The sequence below is a fragment of the Streptomyces sp. NPDC044002 genome (genome assembly GCF_056434525.1).
Genome location: NZ_JBWKEZ010000031.1, coordinates 26,159 through 45,800 on the forward strand (window position 1 = coordinate 26,159; position 19,642 = coordinate 45,800).

Sequence of the window (19,642 nt, forward strand, 5' to 3'; positions counted from 1 at the left end):
GATAAAAGGCCCCACGACGTCTGCGTTTTCGGCGAGGGGGCGGCGCCCCCCCCCCCCCCCCCCCCCCCCCACGTCCGCCGCGGCTCAGGTCCGGTAGCGGTAGAGGATGCGGCCGCGGGTCAGGTCATAGGTGCTGACTTCCACGAGCACCCGGTCGAACGGCAGGATCCTGATGTAGTTCTTCCTGATCTTGCCGCTGATGTGCGCGAGCACGTGGTGCCCGTTCTGGAGCTCCACCTTGAAGGTGGCGTTGCGCAGGCACTCGACGACGGTGCCCTCGATCTCCAGGCCCTTCGATGTTCTTGCCAATGTCCCTCGTCTCTCGGATCGGTGTGCGGGTGCGGGTGCGGATGCGGGTGCGGGTGCGGATGGGGGAAATGCGGGTCCGGTGCGGCGTCAGTGGTGCACCAGCTCCACGTTGCCGCCGGTCCGGCGGGCGCCGAGGCCCTCGAACAGCGTGATCGCGGCCGTGTTGGACTCGTCCACCTCGGCCCAGGCCGAGTCGGTCCCGGCGCGGTGCAGCGAGCCCAGCGCGTGCGCCAGCAGCGCCCGTCCGATGCCCCTGCGCTGCTCGCCGGCCCGTACGGCCACCAGCCCGATCCGCGCCCGGCGGGGGACCGGAGCCACCCGCACCAGCCCCACGTAGGCGCCGTCCCGGACCGCCACCGTGAACCTCGAAGGGTCCAGCGGCATCGGCCCGTCCGGGCGGGGCAGGACCTCGGCCGGCATGGTCCGCCATCCGGCGCCGGCCTCGACCTCCTCGCGGACGGCCCGGTGCAGGGCGCGCAGCAGGCCTTCGTCCGCCTCCGTGCCCGCCAGGATCCGCACACCGTCGGGTGCCGGCGACGGGCCGAGCCCGGTCTCGCGCGGGTCGGTGGGCAGGACGTACTCGCGCTCGCGGCGTCCGGCCGCGAAACCGGCCCGCTCCCAGCGGGACTTCAGGCCGGCGTCGGCCTCGCCGACCAGGGTGTGGAGCGGGGCCGGAAGGTCCGCCAGGATGGCGGCGGCGAGCCGGCCGAAGGCCTCGTCCCGCCACACGTCGATGCTGACGAAGAGCCGTCCGTCGGGCCGTTGCGAGACATCGCCGTGGCCGACGATCCGGCCGTCGGCCAGGGCCTGCCACCGGGTCTCGTCCACCCGGTTGATGATCACGGTGTCCATGGTTGTCGCCTTTCGGGAGTGCCTGGTTGCGCAGGCGCTCCCGACGACGACACCTAGGTCAGTCGCACACCGTGACGGAAGTTGGGGAGCACCCACCTCGATACAGCCTTCATGGGTGTCACCTCCTCTGGTCCTGTCACGGCGTTCCGCACCCTAGCAACGGGCGGCTCCGCGTCTCATCCGATTTATTTCCGGACGGGCATGTCCGGCCGGCTCCGGGCGGAACCCGGGTCTAGCCTTCACCCCGGTGCGTCGCGGAGGGAGATGCCGATGAACAGCACGACGGGGTTCGACCTCGGACCGCAGGCGGCCGTCGTCGCCGGCCTGGTCGTCGGTGTCCCCGACGCCCGGCTCTCCGGGCCCACCCCCTGCCCCGCCTATCCGGTCGGTGAACTGCTGGGCCACCTGGCCCAACTGGCCGAAGCGTTCCGCGACGCGGCCCGCAAGGACCTCGGCCCCACGACCGACACGCCCCCGGGCACGACCGCGCCCCGGCTGCCCGCCGACTGGCGCGAGCGGCTGCCGAGGCTGCTCGGCGAACTGGCCGAAGCTTGGCGGGACCCGGCCGCCTGGAGCGGCACGACCCGCGCGGGCGGAGTCGACCTGCCCGGTTCCGTGGCCGCCGCCGTGGCCGCCGACGAACTGGTCGTCCACGGCTGGGACCTGGCCCGGGCCACCGGCCAGGACTACGCACCCGACCGGGCCGCGCTGGGGGTCTCGTACGACTTCCTGCTCGCGGCGGCCCAGGAGGACGACCGCGGCGGGGGCATCTTCGGCCCCGTCGTGCCCGTGCCGGACGACGCCCCGCTGCTGGACCGGACGATCGGGCTGAGCGGCCGCGACCCGGGCTGGGCGCCGCCGGAGCCCTCCTGACGCACCGTGGGCGGCAACGGTTCAGCCGTTGCCGAGCGCGGCCTGCCCCCGGCCTTCCGCCAGGGCCCGTTCGCCGGCTGCGCATCCCTCCCGCAGCGCCGCCAGTTCGGCCGGGGGCAGCCGCAGCGAGGCCCCCCGCCGGCCGGCGTCCAGCCGCGCGGCACCCGCCTCGAGCCACTGGGGGAGGGGCTCGACGCCGATGAAGGCGGCCAGCCTCGCGAGCTCCTCGCGGGGCCGGTCGAGCAGGTCCTCGTAGGCCAGCGTGGTGCGCATCGGCGCGGGAACCCCGCCGAGGTGCGCCACGCCCCGGACGACGATCTCCGACCACAGCGCCGCGAACCCCGCCACCGGCAGCTCCCGGTCCAGCACCAGCGCGGGATCGAAGCGCTCCTCCAGCAGCGGGGACAGCTCGGGCGGCAGGGACCGGACCTGTTCCCCGGTCAGCTCTTCCACGCGCTCGGCGCCCGTCCGGGCCATGATCTCCCGCATCAGGAAGATCAGCCGGTATCCCGTGTGCCTGCTCATGGACAGCGCGCAGTCCGGCCCGTCGCGGAACAGGTGCACGAAGCGCGCCCGGGGGAACGCCCGGCGCAGCAGCGGCACCCGGTCCGACGAATAGCCCGACCGCTCCACCACCGCAGTGGACCCGAACCGTGCGCACAGCAGGCCGAACAGCGCCTCGTAGTGGCCGGCGGCGGTACGGGCCGGCCAGCCGCGCACCTCCTTCTCCAGTTCGTCGAACAGGCCGTCCGGGTCGTCGGTCAGGTGCGGGAGCACCATCAGGGACAGTGCGGGGATGCCGGTGGTGCCGGTGGAGAAGCGCCCCGGACGGCGGGTGTAGACGAACTCCGGCATCGGCGCCCCGCTGCGGATCATCCGCTCGAACAGCGGATTCGGGTCGGCCAGCAGCCGCCAGAACCCCTCGCCGGTGACGGGACCTTCGGGGAAACCCCGGCTCTGCACCGAGGACAGCAGCTCGTTCAGACTGAGCACGTCCGGATGCGCGTTGACGATCCCCGACAGCGCGGTCGACCCGCTGCGGCCCGTACCCACGACAAAGGTCAGCGTGCGCATCCCGTCCCACTCCTCCGACGACGGCCCGTACCGATCGCGACCAGCCTTCCCCCGCCGCCGCCGTCCGATGCCGCCGGCCGGGCTCCTTACCACGCAGGGGCCTGGAAGTAAGGTCTCCGCATATTCGGATTGGCTGGATATGATCGGCATCCCCACCCCGCAGGGCCGTGTCGGCAGTTCCCCCATGCCCTCGTCCAGGCCCCCGTCTCCGCCGCTCCCGAGGACCGATGTCTGCGATGGACCCCGAAGGACCGCCAACCCCGCCGCCCCCCGCCCGGCGCCGCCGCACCGTGCGCCTGCGCACGATGCTGGTCTGCCTGGCCGTCGTCCCGACCGTGGCGATGGGGGCCCAGGTCACCGTCACCGCCCAGCGGTTGCTGGCCCAGTCGGAGCACCTGCGCGCCGACGTGAAGGCCGGCGAACGGATCGGCGTGCCGCTGGTCGGGCTGATGACGGAGCTGCAGGCCGAGCGGGCGGTGACGGCGGCGCGGTGGGCGGGATCCTCCGTGGCCGACCAAGCCCTGCGCGAGCGGCGGGCCGCGACGGACCGCGCCGCGGCGGAGTTCCGCAAGATCGCCGGCAGCGGCAGCCCGGGGCATTCCGGACAGGGCGAGGCGCGCCTCGCCGCCGTGAGCGGGCGGCTCGACCTGCTCGCCTCGTACCGCAAGCGCGTGGACGCGCACAGCGGCAGCGCGGAACAGGCCGTCGGCTACTACACCGGCGTGATCGACGACATCATCCGCGCCTACCAGGATGAATTCAGCCACGCCGAGGACGCCGAACTCGCCCAGGAGAGCAGGCCCGCCGTGGCCCTGTTCTCCGCCGCCGAGATGGTCGCCCGCGAGGACACCGCCCTCACGCTCGCGGGCCCCTCCCGCGAACTGGCGTCCACCGGCTTCTCCCAGTTCCTCGACGCCGTCGGCACCCACCGCTACCTGTACGACACCTGGATCGTGCCGTACCTGCCGCCCGCGGAACTGGCCTCGTACGACAAGCTCACCGGCTCGGACGCCTGGCAGACCAAGCTCCGCGTCGAGAACGCGGTCATCGCCAACCACAAGGACACCCCGACCGGCGTGAAACTGCCCGCCGACGTCGACGACTGGCCCGCCGCGCACCACACCTTCGCGCCCCGGCTGGCCGAACTCACCACGGCCCGGGCCAAGAACGTGCTCGCGCACGCCGACGCGAAGGCCGCCGGACTCCAGACCGAGGTCTACTGGCTGGTGGGAGCCAGCGGCGGCACCCTGCTGCTGGTCACCGCGGTCGTCGTCCTCACCACGCGGTCGGTGCTGCGCCGCCTCAGCCGCCTGCACACCCGTACGGTCGCCATCGCCGAGGAGACCCTCCCCGAGGTCGTGGCCCGGCTCCAGCGCGGCGAGCCCGTCGACACGGAGGCACTGCCGGCCGTGCACGGACGCGAGGACGAGGTCGGGCAGATCGCCGACGCCTTCGCCCGCGTCGTAGCCGTCTCCGTCGACGGGCACCGGCAGCTCGCCGCCGAGCGGCACGGCTTCGGCCTGTTCGCCTCGGGCATCGCCTCGCGCACCGGGAACCTCGTCAGCCGCCAGCTCAGCCTGACCGAGGACCTCCAGGACACCTTCGGCAACGACGAGGCGCTGCTGGCCCAGTTGATGCGGTCCGACCAGCTGACGGTGGGCATGCGGCGCCAGGTCGAGAACCTGCTCATCCTCGCGGGCGGCGAGATCCCGGACCCGCACACCGAACCCATGCGCGTCGCCGACCTGCTGCGCGAGGCCGCCGCGGAGGTCGAGGACTTCCGGCGCATCGAGCGGCAGGCACTGGACGAGGCCAGCGTGCGGCCGCACGTGATCAGCCAGATCAGCCACCTGCTGGCGGAACTGCTGGACAACGCCACCCGGTTCTCGCCGCCCCGGTCGAAGGTCGTCGTCCGCGCCGAACTCGTCGCCGAGGGCCTCTCGGTCGAGATCGAGGACCGCGGACCGCGCGTATCGGCCGCCGGATACGAGGCCATGAACGAGCGCCTGCACTCGGCGCCGCCGTTCTCCGTCCTCGCGGAGAACGCGCACCGGCTCGGCCTCTTCGTCGTGGGCCACCTGGCCGACCAGCTCGCGGCCCGCGTCACGCTGCGCCGCTCGGTGTACGGGGGCACGGCCGCCGTGGTCATCCTGCCGGGCGCGCTGCTGCTGCCCGCCGAGGCGAAGCCCCCGGCGCCGCGACCGGCGCAGCCGAGGCCGCTGCCCGAGCGGCCCCCGCGCCCCACCGCCGTACGCGGCCCCGTACCCGTACCCGAGGACGCGCCCGCGCCCGCCGCCGAGCCCGAGCCCGTGCCCGCGCCCGCACCCGGGCCCGCGCCCGCACCCGGGCCCGCGCCCGCACCCGGGCCCGCACCCGGACCCGGCGCGCGGCCGGCCCTGCCCGAGCGCGTCCCGCAGACCCACCTCACCCGGCAGCTCCGGGGCCCGCGCGCCCCGGAACCGGCGGCCGGCCGGGACCCGGAGACACCCGAAGAGGTGGCCGACGCCTGGGCCGACTACGAAGAGGGGACCAAGAAAGTGGAAGCAGAGCTCGGAGCGGACCAGCCATGACAACGACAGCCAGCGACATGATCTACGGCATCCTGGACAACAACCTGAGCAGGATCGCCGGCATCCAGGGAGCCGTGCTCCTGTCCAACGACGGGATCAAGCTCAGCGCCTATCTGCTGGAGCGGGACCAGGCGGAGCGCATCGCCGCCGCGTCCTCCGGCATAGCCGCCACCATGAAGGCGATATCCCGGGAGATCGACGGCGGCCGGGTCATCCGCCAGCTCGTGGAGATGGACGACCGCTACCTGTGCGTCGTCGGCTGCGGGGAAGGCAGCACGCTCATCGTCGTGACCTCCCGCAAGGCACGGCTCGGAGAACTGGGCGGCGAAGCCGTACGCACCGCCCAGGCGCTCGGCGAATGGCTGGGAACCCCCGAGCGCACCACCCCGCCGACGCCGTAATGCCCGACCAGCCGCCGCGCCGAAGCCCCCGCCGGACACGGCTGTACGCGCTGACCGACGGCCGTACGGCCGCCGCCCCGCAGACCGTCCTCACCATGGACACCACCATCGAGGCGGCGGCCGTCGCCGACGGCGCCCACACCGGTCTGGCCACCGAATGGCGGACCGTCCTCGCCCTGTGCGCCCGGCCGGGCGGGCTGGCGGTCGCCGAGATCGCCGCCCGCATGCACATGCGCCTCACCCCGATGACGCTCCTCCTGGGCGAACTCGCCGACCGCGGACTGATCCACCACCGGCCGCCCCTGGAGGGCGCCGAGACCACCAACGTCCACCTGCTCATGAAAATCAGGGACAACCTTGCCCGGATATGACCCCTCCGACGACTCCACCGCCCGGGCGGCGTCCCCCGTCAAGATCCTCATCGCCGGGGGGTTCGGAGTCGGCAAGACGACCCTGGTCGAGGCGGTCTCCGAGATCGAGCCGCTGCGCACGGAGGAACGCCTCACCAGCGCGGGCGTCGGCGTCGACGACCTCGAAGGCATCGAGTCCAAGACGCTGACCACCGTCGCGATGGACTTCGGCCGGATCACCCTCGCCGACGCCGGGGTCGTCCTCTACCTGTTCGGCACGCCCGGCCAGGAGCGGTTCTGGTTCATGTGGGACGACCTGCTGAACGGGGCCCTGGGCGCGCTCGTGCTCGTCGACACGCGACGTCTGGACCGCGGCTTCCCCGCGATCGACTTCTTCGAGAGCCGGGGCCTGCCGTTCGTCGTCGGCGCGAACTGCTTCCACGGCGAACAGGCCTACACCGCCGAGGAGATCGCCGCCGCCCTGCACCTGCGCGACCCGGCCACCCCCGTCCTGCTGCTGGACGCCCGCTCCCGCACGGACGCCCGCGGCGCCCTGCTGGCCCTGCTCGACGTGGTCATCGCCCGGGCGGGGGCACCCGCCGGCGTCTGACACCGGGCCGTACCGCCTGCCGGACCGGGGGCGGTCCCCGGCCTGCCGGACGGCGGCGCTAGCGTGATCACCATGTACACGATCAATGGCGTGACCGCCACGCCGGGCGGGCGCGTTTCCGTCCAGTTCCATGACAACGGCTACGCCGCCAAGAAAGAGGGGGGCGAGGACTCCCTCGCCGACAAGCTCTTCGGCGAGGGGGCCGGCTGCGTCACCCTGCTGGTGATGCTCGCGTCGATAGGCCTCTACAGCCTGCTGAAGAAGAACGGGGCACCGGAGGCCGCCGTCACGGCCTGCCTGATGGTGGCGATCGTCTCGGTCTGCTACGGGGCGGTCATCGCGCTGCTGCACTGGACCAGCGGGGTGCTCGGGAGCATCTTCCTCTTCCTGTTCGTCGTGGTGAGCTTCCCCATGCTGCTGATTCCGGGCTACCGGCGCGCCCTGCGCCGCCGTTGGGGGAGCGGCAGCCCCGAAGCCGAAGGGAGCTGGGTCCCCGCCACGGCCCTCTCCGGCGTCTGGCACCAGCCCGACCCCCGCGGCGGCAGCGTGATCACCGTCCAGCTCACCGACGGATCCGTGACCACGTACGCGTCGGCCCCGGACACGGCCCACGACCTGTACGCGCGCTTCGACGCCCTGCTGCGCGGCGCCCGGCCGGCCCAGGCGGCGTACCAGCAGCCGGGCCAGTACCAGCAGCAGGCGCAGCACCAGCCGCCGGGCCAGTACCACCAGCCCGGCCAGTACCAGCAGCCGGCGCCGTACCAGCAGCAGCCCGGTCAGTACCAACAGCCCGGTCAGTACCAGCAGCAGCCCGGCCAGTACCCGCAGCCCTGGCAGCAGCAGCCGCGCGGCTGAGGGGCGTTCGTCAGGCGCGCGCCAGCCGTTCGAGCGCGGCGGCGACGGGAGCGACGCCGTCCTCCACGGCCAGCCGGCCGGCGAGGTACCGGGCCCGCTCCCGGTAGGAGGGGTTGCCCACGGCCTCCCGCAGAGCGGAGCCGAGGGCGGCCGGGCCGAGCCGGCGCAGGGGCAGCACACCGGGTGCGGTGCCCAGCTCCACGAGGCGGGCGGCCCAGAAGTGGGCGTCGAACTGCACGGGCACGGGTACGCAGGGAACGCCCGCGCGCAGCGCCGCGCCGGTGGTGCCCGCCCCGGCGTGGTGGACGACGGCCGCCATGCGGGGGAACAGCAGGGAGTGCGGCACCTCGCCGATGGTGATCATGTCGTCCTGGGCGGCGGACAGCCCGGCCCACCCCTGCTGGACGACCCCCCGCAGGCCGGCGGCGCGCAGCGCGGCGACGACGTCGGCGCTGACCCGCCCGGGGTCGGGTGCGGTGGCGCTGCCGAGGCCCACGTAGACCGGGGCGGGGCCGGCCGCGAGGAAGTCCTCCAGCTCCGGCGGTAGCCGGCTGCCGGCGCTGTCGTGGGGCCACCAGTACCCGGAGACCTCCAGCCCCGGGCGCCAGTCGCGGGGGCGGGGGACCACCAGCTCGCTGAAGCCGTGCCAGACGGGCCAGCCCCGTCGCTCGCGGGCACGGCGGGCGGTGGACAGACGGCCGGGGGGCAGGCCGTGCTCGGCGGCCAGGGCCCGCGCGGCCCGGGTGAAGACGTGGTCGACGGCCGTGACGACGGCCTGCCCGCCGAGCCGGTTGCCCAGCGGACCCGCGGAGCGGGTGCCGAGCATCGGCGGCGGGAACTCCCGGGTGCCGTGCAGGGGTTGCAGGAAGAGGCCCATGCTGGGCCGGGAGAGGCCCTCGGCGATGGCGTACGCCAGCGGCGCGACTGCCCCGCCGGCCAGTACGACGTCCGCGTCGCGCGCGGCACGGACCAGCGGCCCCGTCATCTCCGGCGCGATGCGCCGTGCCAGTGCGACGGCGCGCAGCAGCTTCGCCGCCCCGTTCCGGCTCCGGTGCAGCCCGCGCCCGCGCGGCGAGTGCAACTCGGCCCGGGGGTCCCCGGGAAGGGTGGCGAAGCGCACCCCCGACCCGGCCACCAGCGGTGCGAACACCTCGTGGGTGACCAGGGTGACCTCGTGTCCTGCCCGGGCCAGGCCGGCTCCCAGTCCCGTGTAGGGCGCGACGTCCCCGCGCGACCCCGCTGTCATGACGACGATCCTCATGCCCGTCAGTGTGGCGTCCGCGGGGCGGCCGCGCCGTACGTCCGCGCGGGGCGGCACGGAAATCCTCCGGGCACCCGGTTGACGGGCCGGCGGCGCGGACCGTGACAGCATGGGGCGCCCGTACGGTCCACGCCACCGAGACCCGGGGTTGCCCATGGCGGAAGCTGCCGGCGCGGCCCGCAAGCGCTGCGTGCTCGCGGCGACGGGGTGCGCCGGGGGCCTGGTGATGCTCGACCAGACCGTGGTGGTGGTCGCCCTCGGCCCGATGGCGCGGAGCCTGGGGCTGACGACGTTCGTGATGCACGGAGTGGTGCTCGTCTACGTCCTCGCGCTGTGCGCGTTCGCGCCCGTCGGGGGGATGGCGGCCCGGCGCTTCGGGCTGATGAGCACCTTCCGGTCCGGTGTCGTGCTCTTCGCCGCGGCCTCGGCCGCCTGCGGATTCGTCCCGGCGGCGGACGGGGCGGGGGCGCTGCTGCTGGCGAGGGCCCTCCAGGGCGTGGGCGCCGGGCTGATGCTCCCGGTGGCCACGACCGTGATCACCGGTGTGTACGCGGAGCACGAGCGCGGCAGGGCCCTGGCGGCGTACGCGGGTCTGGCGCAGGTCTTCTTCGCCCTCGGCCCCGTGGTGGGCGCGGTGCTGACCCAGTACCTCGGATGGCGTTCGGTCTTCCCCGTCAACCTGCCCGTCGCCGCCCTTGCGTTGTGGCTGGCGGCCCGCGCGCGGGTGGCGGAGGAGCCGGAGGGGACACCGCTCACCGCGGCGCAGCCGCTGGTCGTCGTCCCGTCCGTGGCCCTGTTCGTGCTCGGGCTCTACCAGTGCGGGGTGGGGAGCCCGGCGGACCCGCGGACGTTCGCCGTGCCGGCGGCGGGCGCGCTGGCGCTGGCCCTGGCGGTACGGCTGGTGCTGCGCTCGCCCCGCCCCTTCGTCGACCTGCGGCTGCTGCGCATCGGCCCGTACGCCGTGGCCACGGCCCTCACCTCCCTGGTCCAGGCCCCCCAGCTGATCGTGATGGTGCACGGCACGCTGTACCTGCGCCAGACGATGCACCTGCCGCCCCTGGCCACCGGCCTGGCCCTGCTGCCCCTGGTCGGCTCGCTGACGGCGGGCACCTACCTGTCGGGGCACCTGCTGGACCGCTTCCGGTCGATCCGGGTGCCCGTCCTGCTCGGGCTAGGGGGTGTCCGCAAAGTGGCGCCGTCCGCCCGGAGGGCGGGCCCCGCGGCGTCCGGTGCGGCGAGAGCGCGTGCCGGGCGTCGCGGGGCAGGCGAGACTTTGCGGACACCCCCTAGCGGCCGCCACGGCCGGCGCGGCGCTCTGGACGGCTGCCCTGCCGTCGCGCGCGTACCTCTGGCAGGTCCCCGGGATGGCGCTGGCCGGGCTCGGGATGGGCATGCCCGTGCCGGCGCTGAGCGCCGAACTGATGCGCGCGGTACCCGAGGAGAAGCGGGCCGACGCGTCCGTCCTGCGCCAGACGCTCCGTCAGCTGGGCGGCGCGGTGGGCCTGGCCGTGGCGGGCGCGCTGGTCCTGGCCGCGAACGACGACTCCGCCGACGGTGCGGGCATCGTCACCGCCGCGGCCGCCCCGCTGGCCTTCGTCACCGCGAGCGGCTTCCTGTGCGCCGCGCTGCTGCTCGCGGCCACCGGCCTCCCGTCGCGCGCGGGTGGCCGGTTCCCGGCAGCGGATTCCGGCCATTCCGCGTCCGGATAGGGGCTTTGGTTAGGTGAGGCTTGCCTAACATCTTTATGGTGTGAGCATGACCAAGATCATCCGCATGCTCGCGGTGACCGCCGCAGCCGGACTCCTGCTGGCCGGCGGCCCGGCGACCGCCGCTGCCGCCACCGCCGCGCCCGCCGTGACGGGCGGCCGGGCGGAAACCCCCGCGGGCGCCGCGCGACTCGAACTGCCGCGCCCCACCGGCGCCTTCGCCGTCGGCCGCGACACCCTCCACCTCGTCGACACCACGCGCAAGGACCCCTGGGTCCCGACCGCCGACCGCGAACTGCTGGTGTCCCTCTACTACCCCGCCGTGCGCGGCACCGGGCACCCGGCCCCCTACGCGACCGTCGCCGAAGCGCGCGCCCTGCTCGCGGACCGCGGGGAACTCGGCCGCTACGCCACCGCCGAACAGGTCGCCGCCGTCCGCACCCACGCCCGCGAGGGCGCGCTGCCGCGCGTCGGCGGCGGACGGTACCCGCTCGTCGTGCTCTCGCCCGGATTCACCCTGCCCCGCTCCTCCCTCACCGCGCTCGCGGAGGACCTGACCTCGCGCGGCTACGTGGTCGCCGCACTCGACCACGCCTACGAGTCCGACGGCACCGTCTTCCCCGGCGGCAGGCTCTTCGGCTGCAAGGCCTGCGAGCTGGTCTTCCCCGACCGGTCGCTGCACCGCGTGTCCGAAGCCCGGGCCCGCGACGTGACGTTCCTGCTGGACCGGCTCACCGGGGACCGCCCCGCCTGGCGCCACTCCCGGCTGATCGACGCCCGCCACATCGGCATGGCCGGCCACTCGATCGGCGGCGCATCCGCGGCCGCGGCCATGGCCGCCGACCCGCGCGTGGCCGCCGGCGTGAACATGGACGGCACCTTCTTCGCCCCGCTGCCCGAGTCCGGCCTCGGCGGCCGTCCGTTCCTGCTGCTCGGCGGCGACCCGGCCCTGATCCCGCCGGAGATCGAGGACACCAGCTGGGCCGACGCCTGGCCGCGGATGGACGGCTGGAAGCGCTGGCTGACCGTCACCGGCATGGGCCACCCCGGATTCACCGACTGGCCCGTCCTCGCCGACGCCGCCGGCGCCCCCCATCCGGAGACCCCCCTCTCGGGGGACCGTTCCCAGCGCATCACCCGCGCCTACACCGGTGACTTCTTCGACCGGCACCTCAAGGGCCTGCCCGCACCGCGCCTGGACGGGCCGACGGCGGCCGACCCCGAGGTGGTCTTCCAGCGCAGCTGACGGTCGATGGGATATGTACGGATCATCCCGGGGAGGGTGGGATGTGAATCCGCCCACCCTCCCTTGACCCGGGAGAGAAGGCATACCTAAGTTCTGCCTCATGTCCACGCACCACTCCACGCCCCCCGTCGGCCCCGGCGGCCCCGCCGACCTGGTCGACTTCGCCGTCGACCTGACCGCCCAGGAGATGCTCCGGCGCGCCCAGGTGATGGCCGCGCTCGGCCCCGACTGGGATCCGGTCGAGGTGCTGCGGGGCGAGGAAGAGGCGTACGACCTGCTCTACTCCGGCCTCGATGCCGAACAGCAGCGCATGTACGACGACCTGGTGGCGGCCGGAGTGCTGCCCGTGCGCGGGGGCGGCCGTGCTGCCGCTTGACCCGCAGGCCGAGATCGGCCGCCGGGCCTGGGTGCCGTGCCCGGGCTGCGAGGACACCCGGGACTGCGAGCCGTGCGCGGAGCGCCGTGCCTGCTCCCGCCACTGGCGCTACCTGCTCTCGAACAAGGGCAGCCTCCTGCACCTCCAGTGCCCCGGCTGCACCCACGTCTGGACGCACGAGAGCGGCTTCGGCGCCACCCGCTCCCTGTGGAGCCGCGTGACCAGCGGCCTGCCGCGCCTCTCGTCGTAGGCGCGGCGGGGGCGGTTCGCCTTCGATTCGGGGGCCGGAAGTGACGCGGGACACCCACCGCAGCGGGTCTGGCCGGTTACGTGGGGTGAGATCGGGGGGTCTGGGCGGTGAGGCGGCCCACAGGACCCAGGTCACATCCGGCCGGGGTTAGTAGCCGGGCCGGCCGGTCCCCGCAGGCCCTGCCGCCCGGGTCGTCGGTCCCGGTCTGCGAGGGTGGTTAGTAGGTGGGGGGCGTTGCCAGGGCGGCGGGGGGCTGGCTAACTGGTGTTGTCGCCGAGGCGGCCGGGGCGCACCGCCCCCCGCCGGCTGATCCCCTCTCCACCTGTGTGAGTGGCTCACGCATGTCTTCGGCATGCGGCGACCGTCCTTGTCCCCGTCGGAAGGTTCATCCGTGTCCAACGCCGTCATCCGCCGCATCGCCGCTTCGAAGAAGACCCTCGCCGGTACCGTCCTCGCCCTCGGTGTTGCGGGCTCGATGCTCGCCGCCGTTCCCGCGCAGGCCGCTCCGACGGGCGCGAAGGCGATCGCCCAGCAGATGATCAAGGACCCGGCCCAGTTCGCCGCCTTCGACAAGATCGTCACGCACGAGAGCGGCTGGGACTACACCGCGACGAACTCCTCCTCCGGCGCCTACGGCCTGGTCCAGGCGCTGCCCGCGTCGAAGATGTCGTCGGCGGGCTCCGACTGGAAGACGAACCCGGCCACCCAGATCAAGTGGGGCCTGGACTACATGAACGAGCGCTACGGCAGCCCGGTCGAGGCCTGGAACTTCTGGCAGGCCAACCACTGGTACTAAACCACCAGCGGGCATCACAGCAGACGTACCGGGAACGCCCGGCCGAGACCCTCGGCCGGGCGTTCCCGTGCGTATGGACCGGGTACGGGCGGTCAGCGCCGCAGGTACGCGAGGACGGCCAGGACCCGGCGGTTGTCCTCCGCGGAAGGGGCGATGCCGAGCTTGGTGAAGATGTTCGCCGTGTGCTTGGCGACGGCGCTCTCGCTGAGGTGGAGGGTGCCCGCGATGGCGGCGTTGGAGCGCCCCTCCGCCATCAGCTCCAGGACGTCGCGTTCGCGCGGGGTCAGGGCGGAGATGGTGCCGCGGGCGTCACCGCGGGACAGCAGCCGGCCGATCACCTGCCGGTCCAGTACGGTGCCGCCGCCGGCGACGCGGCGTACGGCGTCGACGAACTGGCCGGTGTCGGTGACCCGGTCCTTGAGCAGGTAGCCCACGCCGCCGTCGTCGCTCGCCAGGAGCTCGTTGGCGTAGAGCTGGTCGACGTACTGGGACAGCACGAGGACCGGGAGACCGGGATGGTGGCGGCGGGCCTCCAGTGCGGCCTGCAGACCCTCGTCGGTGAACCCCGGGGGCAGGCGCACGTCGACGACCGCGACGTCCGGCCGGTGCTCCAGCAGGGCGCGCAGCAGGGAGGGGCCGTTGTCCACCGCGGCGACGACGTCGAAGCCGTGCTCGGTGAGCGTACGGACCAGGCCGTCCCTCAGGAGGAAGAGGTCTTCGGCGAGGACGACGCGCACGGGATCTCCAGGGTGGCAGTGGTCGGACCGCCCGGCGGGCTGTGCAGGGCGAGGTTCCCGTCGAAGGTAGCCAACCGCCTCCGGACGCCGAGCAGTCCGGTCCCCCGGGAGGGGTCCGCCCCGCCGTGCCCGTCGTCGGTGACGGTGACACGCAGCCGCGGACCGCCGGCCGCCGCCCCGTCGTGCACGAGGACGATCTCCACGCGCCCGGCGCCCGAGTGCTTCGCCGCGTTCGCGAGCAGTTCGTTGACCGCGAAGTAGGCGGCCGACTCCACCGCGGCAGGCAGCCGCCCCGGCAGCCGGACCTCGACCGTCACGTCGAGGAAGCTGTCCAGGGCCAGGGAGCGCACCGCGTCGCCGAGGCCCCGGTCGGTGAGGACCGGCGGCTGGATGCCCCGGACCAGGTCGCGCAGGTCCTGCAGGGCTCGGGCGGACAGCTCGCGCGCCTCCGCCATTGCGCTCAGGGCCGCCGCCGGATCGTCCTGGAGCAGGCGCGACGCACTGTCCAGGCGCATCCCCAGGGCGACGAGCCGGGCCTGCGCCCCGTCGTGCAGGTCCCGTTCGATGCGCTGGAGTTCGGCGGCCCGGCCGTCCAGGGCCTCGGCCCGGGTCTCCGTCAACCGCTCGATGCGGCGCCGGAGTTCGGTGCCGCGCGGCGCGGCGAGGAGCTGTCGGCCCCAGCGGGCGTGCAGCCGCAGGACGGGCGGTGCGAGGAGGAGGCCCCCGGCCGTGAAGGCGAGCCCCAGCGCCGCGGCCGCGAGCACCGTGCCGGTGCCGTGCACGGGTACGAACGCGTACCAGTTGCCGTCGCCCAGCAGCCGCCACACGAAGGGCTGGACGAGCACCCCGAACAGCCCGTACACCACGAGGGACGGGGGTACGGCGAGCAGCAGGCCGCCCACCAGGGGCTCCAGCCACGCCCAGGCCAGGTCCCGCCAGAACCCCGCGTCGGCCAGGACCGCGCGGGCCCCCGCCGCGCGCGGCAGCGGATCGGGCAGCGGGATCGGCACCCCCGCCCGGCGGGCCGCCCGCTGCCGCGCGAGGTCGGCGCACCGGCGCAGCGCGCCCGCGGCCGGGGGCAGCAGCCGGTGGCCGACCCCTACGGGCAGCAACAGCAGCGCACCGACGACGGCCGAGCCGACGACGGCGACCCACACGGCCAGCAGGCCGTCGAGGTGGCAGTGGCCGACGGCGGCCGTCCGCCGCGAGAGGGGAGTCGGACTCACGTTCGGACTCATGTTCCGTGCGGGCCGGCCGGCCCGGTCAGAGGCGTCGCAGGTGCCGGGCGAACAGCGCACGGGCCCGGTCGAGGTCGTCGGGGGCGGCCGCACCGCGTTTGGGCAGTACGAAGAAGAACTCCATGCTGCCGGTGAGGACGAACAGTTCGGGCGTCTCGAACCACCAGGGGTAGCTGTTCCAGTCCTCCGTGACGGTCCGGCCGGACGTGCCGGTGGTGGTCAGCCCGTCCTCGTCGATCGTGGTGAGGCACGCGCCGTGCTCCGCGTGGGAGGCGAACTGGTCGCGCGCCCGGTGCCGGCGGCCCCACTGGCGCACGACGATCACGGCGAGCGCGCAGAGCGTGCCCGCGATGACGATCTGGGTGTCGTCGAAGTGCGACTTCCAGGCCCGGACGGCGAACACGATGGCCGCGGCGGCGCCGAGGACCGGCAGGTGCCTGGTGCGTCCCGGCCAGGTGCCGAGGGTGTAGCGCCACAGGGCCTTGTCGTAGTCCGCGGCGGCGGGGGTGTAGTCGAACCGTGCGGCGCGGGCCGGGGCATCGGTTCCGGCCTGCCCGGCTTGATTCATGTCCATGACAGCGGAGGGTACGGTACCGCCACCGGGGGCCGGCGGGTGCCCCTCGTGGATGTTCCGGCACCCCCACCGGGCCGGCCGGCGAGGCCGCTTCACCGCCGAGGCCCGCGCGGCGGTGTCGGGGCTCGGGTTCGACGGTGTGACCGGCCGCGTGGCCTTCGACGAGTACGGCGATCCGCGCAACCGCCGGCTGATGGTGTACACGGTCACCGGCGGCACGTGGACGACCGTGACGAGCGGCCCCGGCAACCGCTGATCCCACACCCCCCGCCCCCGCCCCCCGGCCCGCCCTCACCGCAGGACGGCCGCCAGCAGGTCGGTCCCCAGCGCCGACAGGTCCGACAGGTTGAGGCTGTACCGCACGTACCGCCCCTCCCGGCGGGCCGTCAGCAGCCCCGCCCGCCGCAGCAGGGCCACGTGCCGCGACACCTCCGGGGGCGTCAGGTCCCAGGCGTGGGCCAGTTCGCCGTTGGTGTGCGGGCCGCGGGCCAGGGTGCGCAGCAGGCGCAGCCGGGCCGGGTGGGCGAGGGCCTCCAGCCGCAGGCTGACCGTCTCCAGGGAGACCGGCTCCGACGGGCCGGGCCCGTCCACCGGGTACTGGACCACCGGCTGCCAGCCGGGCGCGTGCACCATCGCCAGGTGCGGCCGGCCGAAGACGCTCGGAATGAAGGTGACGCCGCTGCCGTGGGCGGTCGTCGCCTTGTCCAGCAGCTTGTCCACGAGGATGGCGTCGCCGTCCGGAGCCAGGGTGACCGCGCCGGAGACCGAGGCGAGGGCCGCCCCGGGTCCCTGCCGCCTCAGCAGGTCGTTCTTCAGACGCAGGTCCGTGGCGAGCCTGACGGCGGCGTCGGCCCAGGCCGCGTCGAAGAAGGCCTCGCCACAGGCCTCCAGGGTGCCGCGGACGCGCGCCCGCACCGCCGCCGGGTCGGCGAGCAGCCGTTCCGCGAAGGCCTCCTGGCGCACGCCCCGTGCCTGGGCCAGGTCGAGGGCCAGGTCGCGCGCGGCGGCGTCGGTGAGGGGCGACGGGGAAGCGAAGTGGATCCGGTTCCCGCACGTGGTGACCAGCGCGGCGGACACGTACCGCTCGTCGTCGATCCGGTCGACGTCGTCCAGTTCCTCCCCGAGCGTCGCCCGGGGCCGGGCCGGCAGCATGAAGTCGGCCTGGGACGTGCGCCAGAGGAACTCCGCCTCCCGCAACCGCTCGGCCAGCCCCGGCCGCAGCCCCGCCCACACGTCGGAGGCCCACGCGGCGAACTCCGGATGGTGCCCCGGTTCGGCGAGCACGTGCAGCATCGCGGTCAGCTCGGCCAGCGGGGACGCGGCGAACCGCAGCCCCTCGGACGGCATGCCGGCGATGTCGATCCTCAACGTCATCCGCACATCATCCCCGCCCCGCCGGCCGGCGCCGACGACTGTTGACGATCTCCGTCAACCGACGTGCCCGGCCGGGCCGGTGAACCCACCGTTCACCCCATGACAGCCACGAGCACCCCCGCCCCCGCCGCCACCCGCACACCGAGGGCCCGCGCCGTCCTGCGCGCCTCCGGCGGCCCCCGCTACGCCGTCGCCCTGACCGTCGACGCCCTCGGCACCGGCCTGCTCAGACCCTTCCTCCTCCTGTACGGAGTGACGGTGCTCGGCCTCTCCGCGTCCGCCACCGGCCTCGCCATGACGGCCGGCATCGTCGTCGGCCTGCTGTCGACGCCCGCCGTCGGGCGGTGGCTGGACCGCGGCGCCCGCAGCACCGTCGTCGCCGCGTCGATGCTGGTGCGCGTGCTGGGCGTGGCCGTACTGGTGGCGACCCCCACGGGCCGCGTCTGGCCGTTCGCGGCCGCGGCCCTCCTCCTCGGCATCGGCAACCAGGCCTGGCCGGCCGCCCACGCGGCGCTCGTCGCCACCCTTTCCCACGGCCGTGAACGGGACACCGCCCTCGCGGCCGGACGAGCCCTGCGCAACGCGGGGCTCGGGGTGGGGGCGCTCCTGGCCATGGCCTGCCTGGCGGGCGGGACCTCGGCCCTGCGGGCACTGGCGGCCGTCACGGGACTGGCCTACCTGGCGGCCGCCGGCCTGGCGTGGTCGGTCCGCGTACGCGCGGAACGCGAGCCGGCCCGGCTCGTCGCTCCGGCGGGCCGGCAGGACGCCCCGCCCCGCATGCGCGCCCTGCTGGCCGCCAACGTGGTCTACGTCTTCTGTCTCAACGTCCCCGAGATCGCCCTCCCGCTGGTCCTGCTGACCCAGCTGCACGCCTCACCGGTGTGGGCGGCGGCGATCTTCGTGGCCAACACGGTGCTGGTGGTCACGCTCCAGGTCCCGGTCACAGTCCTGATGTCCCGTTACGCCCGGCGCACCGCCCTGGCCGTCGCCGGCGCCGTCCTCGCCGCGTCCTACGCGGGCTTCCTCGCGGTGACGTCGCTGGGAGCGGGGGAGGGTGGCGGATGGGCCGCCCCCGCCGTCGCCGCCGTCTCCGTCGCCTGCACCCTCGGCGAGATCGTCTACGCCGGCAGCGCCACCGCCCTCGTGACGGCCCTCGCCCCGCCCCGCGTCCTGGGACGCACCCTCGCCCGCTTCGAACTCTCCACCGGCTTCGGCCTCGCCGTGTCCCCGGCCGCGATCACCGCCCTCGCCCCCCACGGCCCGGCCGCCCTGTGGGGCACCCTCGCCGGAGCCACCCTGCTGTCCGCCGCGGCCGTCGCCGCCGAAAGGGACCCGGCGGAGCCGGCTCAGGACGTCCAGTAACGGGCGAGGGACCCTTCCCGATAGGGGAGGGGACTCACGCTGAGGTCACCGGAGAAGGGCCGGTCCAGGACGAAGACCAGCAGCAGGCTGAAGCCGACGAGCCCGGCCACCGAGGCGACGAACAGGATTTGCACCCGCAGCTTCCGCAGACCGTAGAGGAACGTGAGGGGGATCAGGACCAGTGCACCGCCGAAGGCCAACGCCTGGAGCAGGACGGGCAGTTCCCGGCTGGCCATGGTGATGCGGGCGCGGCGCTGGGCGGCCACGTCGTCGAGGTGGCCGACGGCCTGCTCGTAGAAGACCTGCTCCGACTGGCTTTGCGGGGCGTACGTCTGGAGCAACCGGAACGCGTCCTGCAAGTGGGCCTCCGTGGCCCCGTAACTGGGGTTCCCCGCCCGCATCCGGGGCCACTGGTCCTCGACGACGGCGTGCACGTAACCGCTCACGGCCCCGTCGAGCCGGGCCCGCACCGGCTCGGGGAACGCGGCGGCGTCACGGGAGATGAGCGCCGCGCTGGTGGCCTCGGAGGCGACGATGGTCTGGGCCTCCTCCAGCTGCGTCCACAGGGTGACGATCACGAACGCGAGGATGATCCCGTAGATGGCGCCGAACATCCCCAGGGTCACGCCGACCATGTCGTTGTGCTCCCCGCGGGCCAGCGACGGGTGCCGCCGGCGCAGGAGCACGCTGCCGGCGACGGCCAGGAGGACGGTCCCGCCGACGGCGACCACGGCCAGGACGGAGGTGCTGAAATGGTTGAGGAGCCATAGCGACATGTGCGGGGAGTCTAGGCCGCACGCGACGCCCTCCGACCCCGGCTCCAAGGCC

22 protein-coding genes and 1 pseudogene are annotated in these 19,642 nt (G+C 74.4%); 14 read left to right on the forward strand and 9 right to left on the reverse strand.

What is annotated here, in order from left to right; translation table 11 throughout:
• Positions 1 to 84: 84 nt before the first annotated feature.
• Both infA and AC07A6_RS22770 read right to left on the reverse strand, forming a co-directional pair.
• On the reverse strand, positions 85 to 309 hold the full coding sequence (gene infA / locus AC07A6_RS22765; protein ID WP_362470986.1) for a translation initiation factor IF-1: 225 nt from the start codon (positions 307 to 309) through the stop codon (positions 85 to 87).
• Positions 310 to 396: 87 nt separating this feature from the next.
• Positions 397 to 1,161: a GNAT family N-acetyltransferase gene (locus AC07A6_RS22770; protein ID WP_478778292.1), complete on the reverse strand. Its 765-nt coding sequence runs from the start codon at positions 1,159 to 1,161 to the stop codon at positions 397 to 399.
• Positions 1,162 to 1,431: 270 nt separating this feature from the next.
• Here AC07A6_RS22770 and AC07A6_RS22775 point away from each other — a divergent pair, with 270 nt between their 5' ends.
• A complete protein-coding gene (locus AC07A6_RS22775; RefSeq protein ID WP_478778293.1) occupies positions 1,432 to 2,034 on the forward strand; it encodes a TIGR03086 family metal-binding protein in 603 nt (200 codons plus the stop codon).
• A 21-nt stretch (positions 2,035 to 2,055) separates the two neighbouring features.
• Here AC07A6_RS22775 and AC07A6_RS22780 read toward each other — a convergent pair whose 3' ends face one another.
• Positions 2,056 to 3,108 carry a sulfotransferase gene (locus tag AC07A6_RS22780; protein ID WP_478778294.1) on the reverse strand — a complete coding sequence of 351 codons (1,053 nt, stop codon included), beginning with the start codon at positions 3,106 to 3,108 and terminating at the stop codon, positions 2,056 to 2,058.
• A 236-nt stretch (positions 3,109 to 3,344) separates the two neighbouring features.
• Between AC07A6_RS22780 and AC07A6_RS22785 the strand changes: the two genes are divergently transcribed.
• From AC07A6_RS22785 to AC07A6_RS22805, 5 genes are all read left to right on the forward strand, one after another.
• Positions 3,345 to 5,678 carry a sensor histidine kinase gene (locus AC07A6_RS22785; RefSeq protein WP_478778295.1) on the forward strand — a complete coding sequence of 778 codons (2,334 nt, stop codon included), beginning with the start codon at positions 3,345 to 3,347 and terminating at the stop codon, positions 5,676 to 5,678.
• Positions 5,675 to 6,079, forward strand: a complete 405-nt coding sequence (locus AC07A6_RS22790) for a roadblock/LC7 domain-containing protein (RefSeq protein ID WP_007261964.1) — start codon at positions 5,675 to 5,677, stop codon at positions 6,077 to 6,079. Before AC07A6_RS22785 ends, AC07A6_RS22790 begins: the two co-directional genes overlap by 4 nt.
• The gene (locus tag AC07A6_RS22795) at positions 6,079 to 6,450 is read left to right on the forward strand and encodes a DUF742 domain-containing protein (protein WP_042800368.1); all 372 of its coding nucleotides are present in this window, start codon (positions 6,079 to 6,081) and stop codon (positions 6,448 to 6,450) included. The genes AC07A6_RS22790 and AC07A6_RS22795 overlap by 1 nt, the downstream gene beginning before the upstream one ends.
• Positions 6,437 to 7,039 (forward strand): GTP-binding protein, encoded by a 603-nt coding sequence (locus tag AC07A6_RS22800; protein ID WP_362470970.1) that lies wholly within the window; start codon positions 6,437 to 6,439, stop codon positions 7,037 to 7,039. The genes AC07A6_RS22795 and AC07A6_RS22800 overlap by 14 nt, the downstream gene beginning before the upstream one ends.
• 72 nt (positions 7,040 to 7,111) lie before the next feature.
• Positions 7,112 to 7,894 (forward strand): hypothetical protein, encoded by a 783-nt coding sequence (locus AC07A6_RS22805; RefSeq protein ID WP_478778296.1) that lies wholly within the window; start codon positions 7,112 to 7,114, stop codon positions 7,892 to 7,894.
• A 10-nt stretch (positions 7,895 to 7,904) separates the two neighbouring features.
• Here the strand turns inward: AC07A6_RS22805 and AC07A6_RS22810 are convergent, their stop codons facing one another.
• A complete protein-coding gene (locus AC07A6_RS22810) occupies positions 7,905 to 9,155 on the reverse strand; it encodes a glycosyltransferase (protein ID WP_478778297.1) in 1,251 nt (416 codons plus the stop codon).
• Between the two features lie 265 nt (positions 9,156 to 9,420).
• Here AC07A6_RS22810 and AC07A6_RS22815 point away from each other — a divergent pair.
• The 6 genes and pseudogenes from AC07A6_RS22815 to AC07A6_RS22840 all read left to right on the forward strand — a co-directional run.
• Positions 9,421 to 10,269: pseudogene (locus tag AC07A6_RS22815) on the forward strand (MFS transporter); the annotation flags it as partial.
• A 130-nt stretch (positions 10,270 to 10,399) separates the two neighbouring features.
• Positions 10,400 to 10,864 carry an MFS transporter gene (locus AC07A6_RS22820; protein WP_478778340.1) on the forward strand — a complete coding sequence of 155 codons (465 nt, stop codon included), beginning with the start codon at positions 10,400 to 10,402 and terminating at the stop codon, positions 10,862 to 10,864.
• Positions 10,865 to 10,910: 46 nt separating this feature from the next.
• Positions 10,911 to 12,107, forward strand: a complete 1,197-nt coding sequence (locus AC07A6_RS22825) for an alpha/beta hydrolase family protein (RefSeq protein WP_478778298.1) — start codon at positions 10,911 to 10,913, stop codon at positions 12,105 to 12,107.
• Between the two features lie 100 nt (positions 12,108 to 12,207).
• Positions 12,208 to 12,483 (forward strand): DUF6400 family protein, encoded by a 276-nt coding sequence (locus AC07A6_RS22830; protein WP_478778299.1) that lies wholly within the window; start codon positions 12,208 to 12,210, stop codon positions 12,481 to 12,483.
• Positions 12,470 to 12,733 (forward strand): hypothetical protein, encoded by a 264-nt coding sequence (locus AC07A6_RS22835; protein ID WP_386272405.1) that lies wholly within the window; start codon positions 12,470 to 12,472, stop codon positions 12,731 to 12,733. The genes AC07A6_RS22830 and AC07A6_RS22835 overlap by 14 nt, the downstream gene beginning before the upstream one ends.
• A gap of 391 nt (positions 12,734 to 13,124) precedes the next feature.
• A complete protein-coding gene (locus tag AC07A6_RS22840; RefSeq protein ID WP_469114024.1) occupies positions 13,125 to 13,529 on the forward strand; it encodes an aggregation-promoting factor C-terminal-like domain-containing protein in 405 nt (134 codons plus the stop codon).
• Positions 13,530 to 13,621: 92 nt separating this feature from the next.
• Here the strand turns inward: AC07A6_RS22840 and AC07A6_RS22845 are convergent, their stop codons facing one another.
• From AC07A6_RS22845 to AC07A6_RS22855, 3 genes are read right to left on the reverse strand one after another with little or no spacing between them, the layout of a single operon-like run.
• Positions 13,622 to 14,266, reverse strand: coding sequence for a response regulator transcription factor (locus tag AC07A6_RS22845; protein ID WP_362460076.1), 645 nt, complete (start codon positions 14,264 to 14,266; stop codon positions 13,622 to 13,624).
• Positions 14,230 to 15,492 (reverse strand): sensor histidine kinase, encoded by a 1,263-nt coding sequence (locus AC07A6_RS22850; protein WP_478778300.1) that lies wholly within the window; start codon positions 15,490 to 15,492, stop codon positions 14,230 to 14,232. The genes AC07A6_RS22845 and AC07A6_RS22850 overlap by 37 nt, the downstream gene beginning before the upstream one ends.
• 37 nt (positions 15,493 to 15,529) lie before the next feature.
• Positions 15,530 to 16,078 (reverse strand): YcxB family protein, encoded by a 549-nt coding sequence (locus AC07A6_RS22855; protein WP_478778301.1) that lies wholly within the window; start codon positions 16,076 to 16,078, stop codon positions 15,530 to 15,532.
• Positions 16,079 to 16,130: 52 nt separating this feature from the next.
• On the opposite strand from AC07A6_RS22855, the gene AC07A6_RS22860 reads away from it, so the two are divergent.
• On the forward strand, positions 16,131 to 16,334 hold the full coding sequence (locus AC07A6_RS22860; protein ID WP_478778302.1) for a hypothetical protein: 204 nt from the start codon (positions 16,131 to 16,133) through the stop codon (positions 16,332 to 16,334).
• A gap of 35 nt (positions 16,335 to 16,369) precedes the next feature.
• On the opposite strand, the gene AC07A6_RS22865 is transcribed toward AC07A6_RS22860, so the two are convergent.
• Positions 16,370 to 17,452, reverse strand: a complete 1,083-nt coding sequence (locus AC07A6_RS22865) for a helix-turn-helix domain-containing protein (RefSeq protein ID WP_362460086.1) — start codon at positions 17,450 to 17,452, stop codon at positions 16,370 to 16,372.
• Positions 17,453 to 17,551: 99 nt separating this feature from the next.
• Here AC07A6_RS22865 and AC07A6_RS22870 point away from each other — a divergent pair, with 99 nt between their 5' ends.
• Positions 17,552 to 18,814, forward strand: coding sequence for an MFS transporter (locus AC07A6_RS22870; protein WP_478778303.1), 1,263 nt, complete (start codon positions 17,552 to 17,554; stop codon positions 18,812 to 18,814).
• Here the strand turns inward: AC07A6_RS22870 and AC07A6_RS22875 are convergent.
• On the reverse strand, positions 18,799 to 19,590 hold the full coding sequence (locus tag AC07A6_RS22875) for a bestrophin-like domain (RefSeq protein WP_478778304.1): 792 nt from the start codon (positions 19,588 to 19,590) through the stop codon (positions 18,799 to 18,801). The two genes, AC07A6_RS22870 and AC07A6_RS22875, sit on opposite strands and share 16 nt — an antisense overlap.
• Between the last annotated feature and the right edge of the window lie 52 nt (positions 19,591 to 19,642).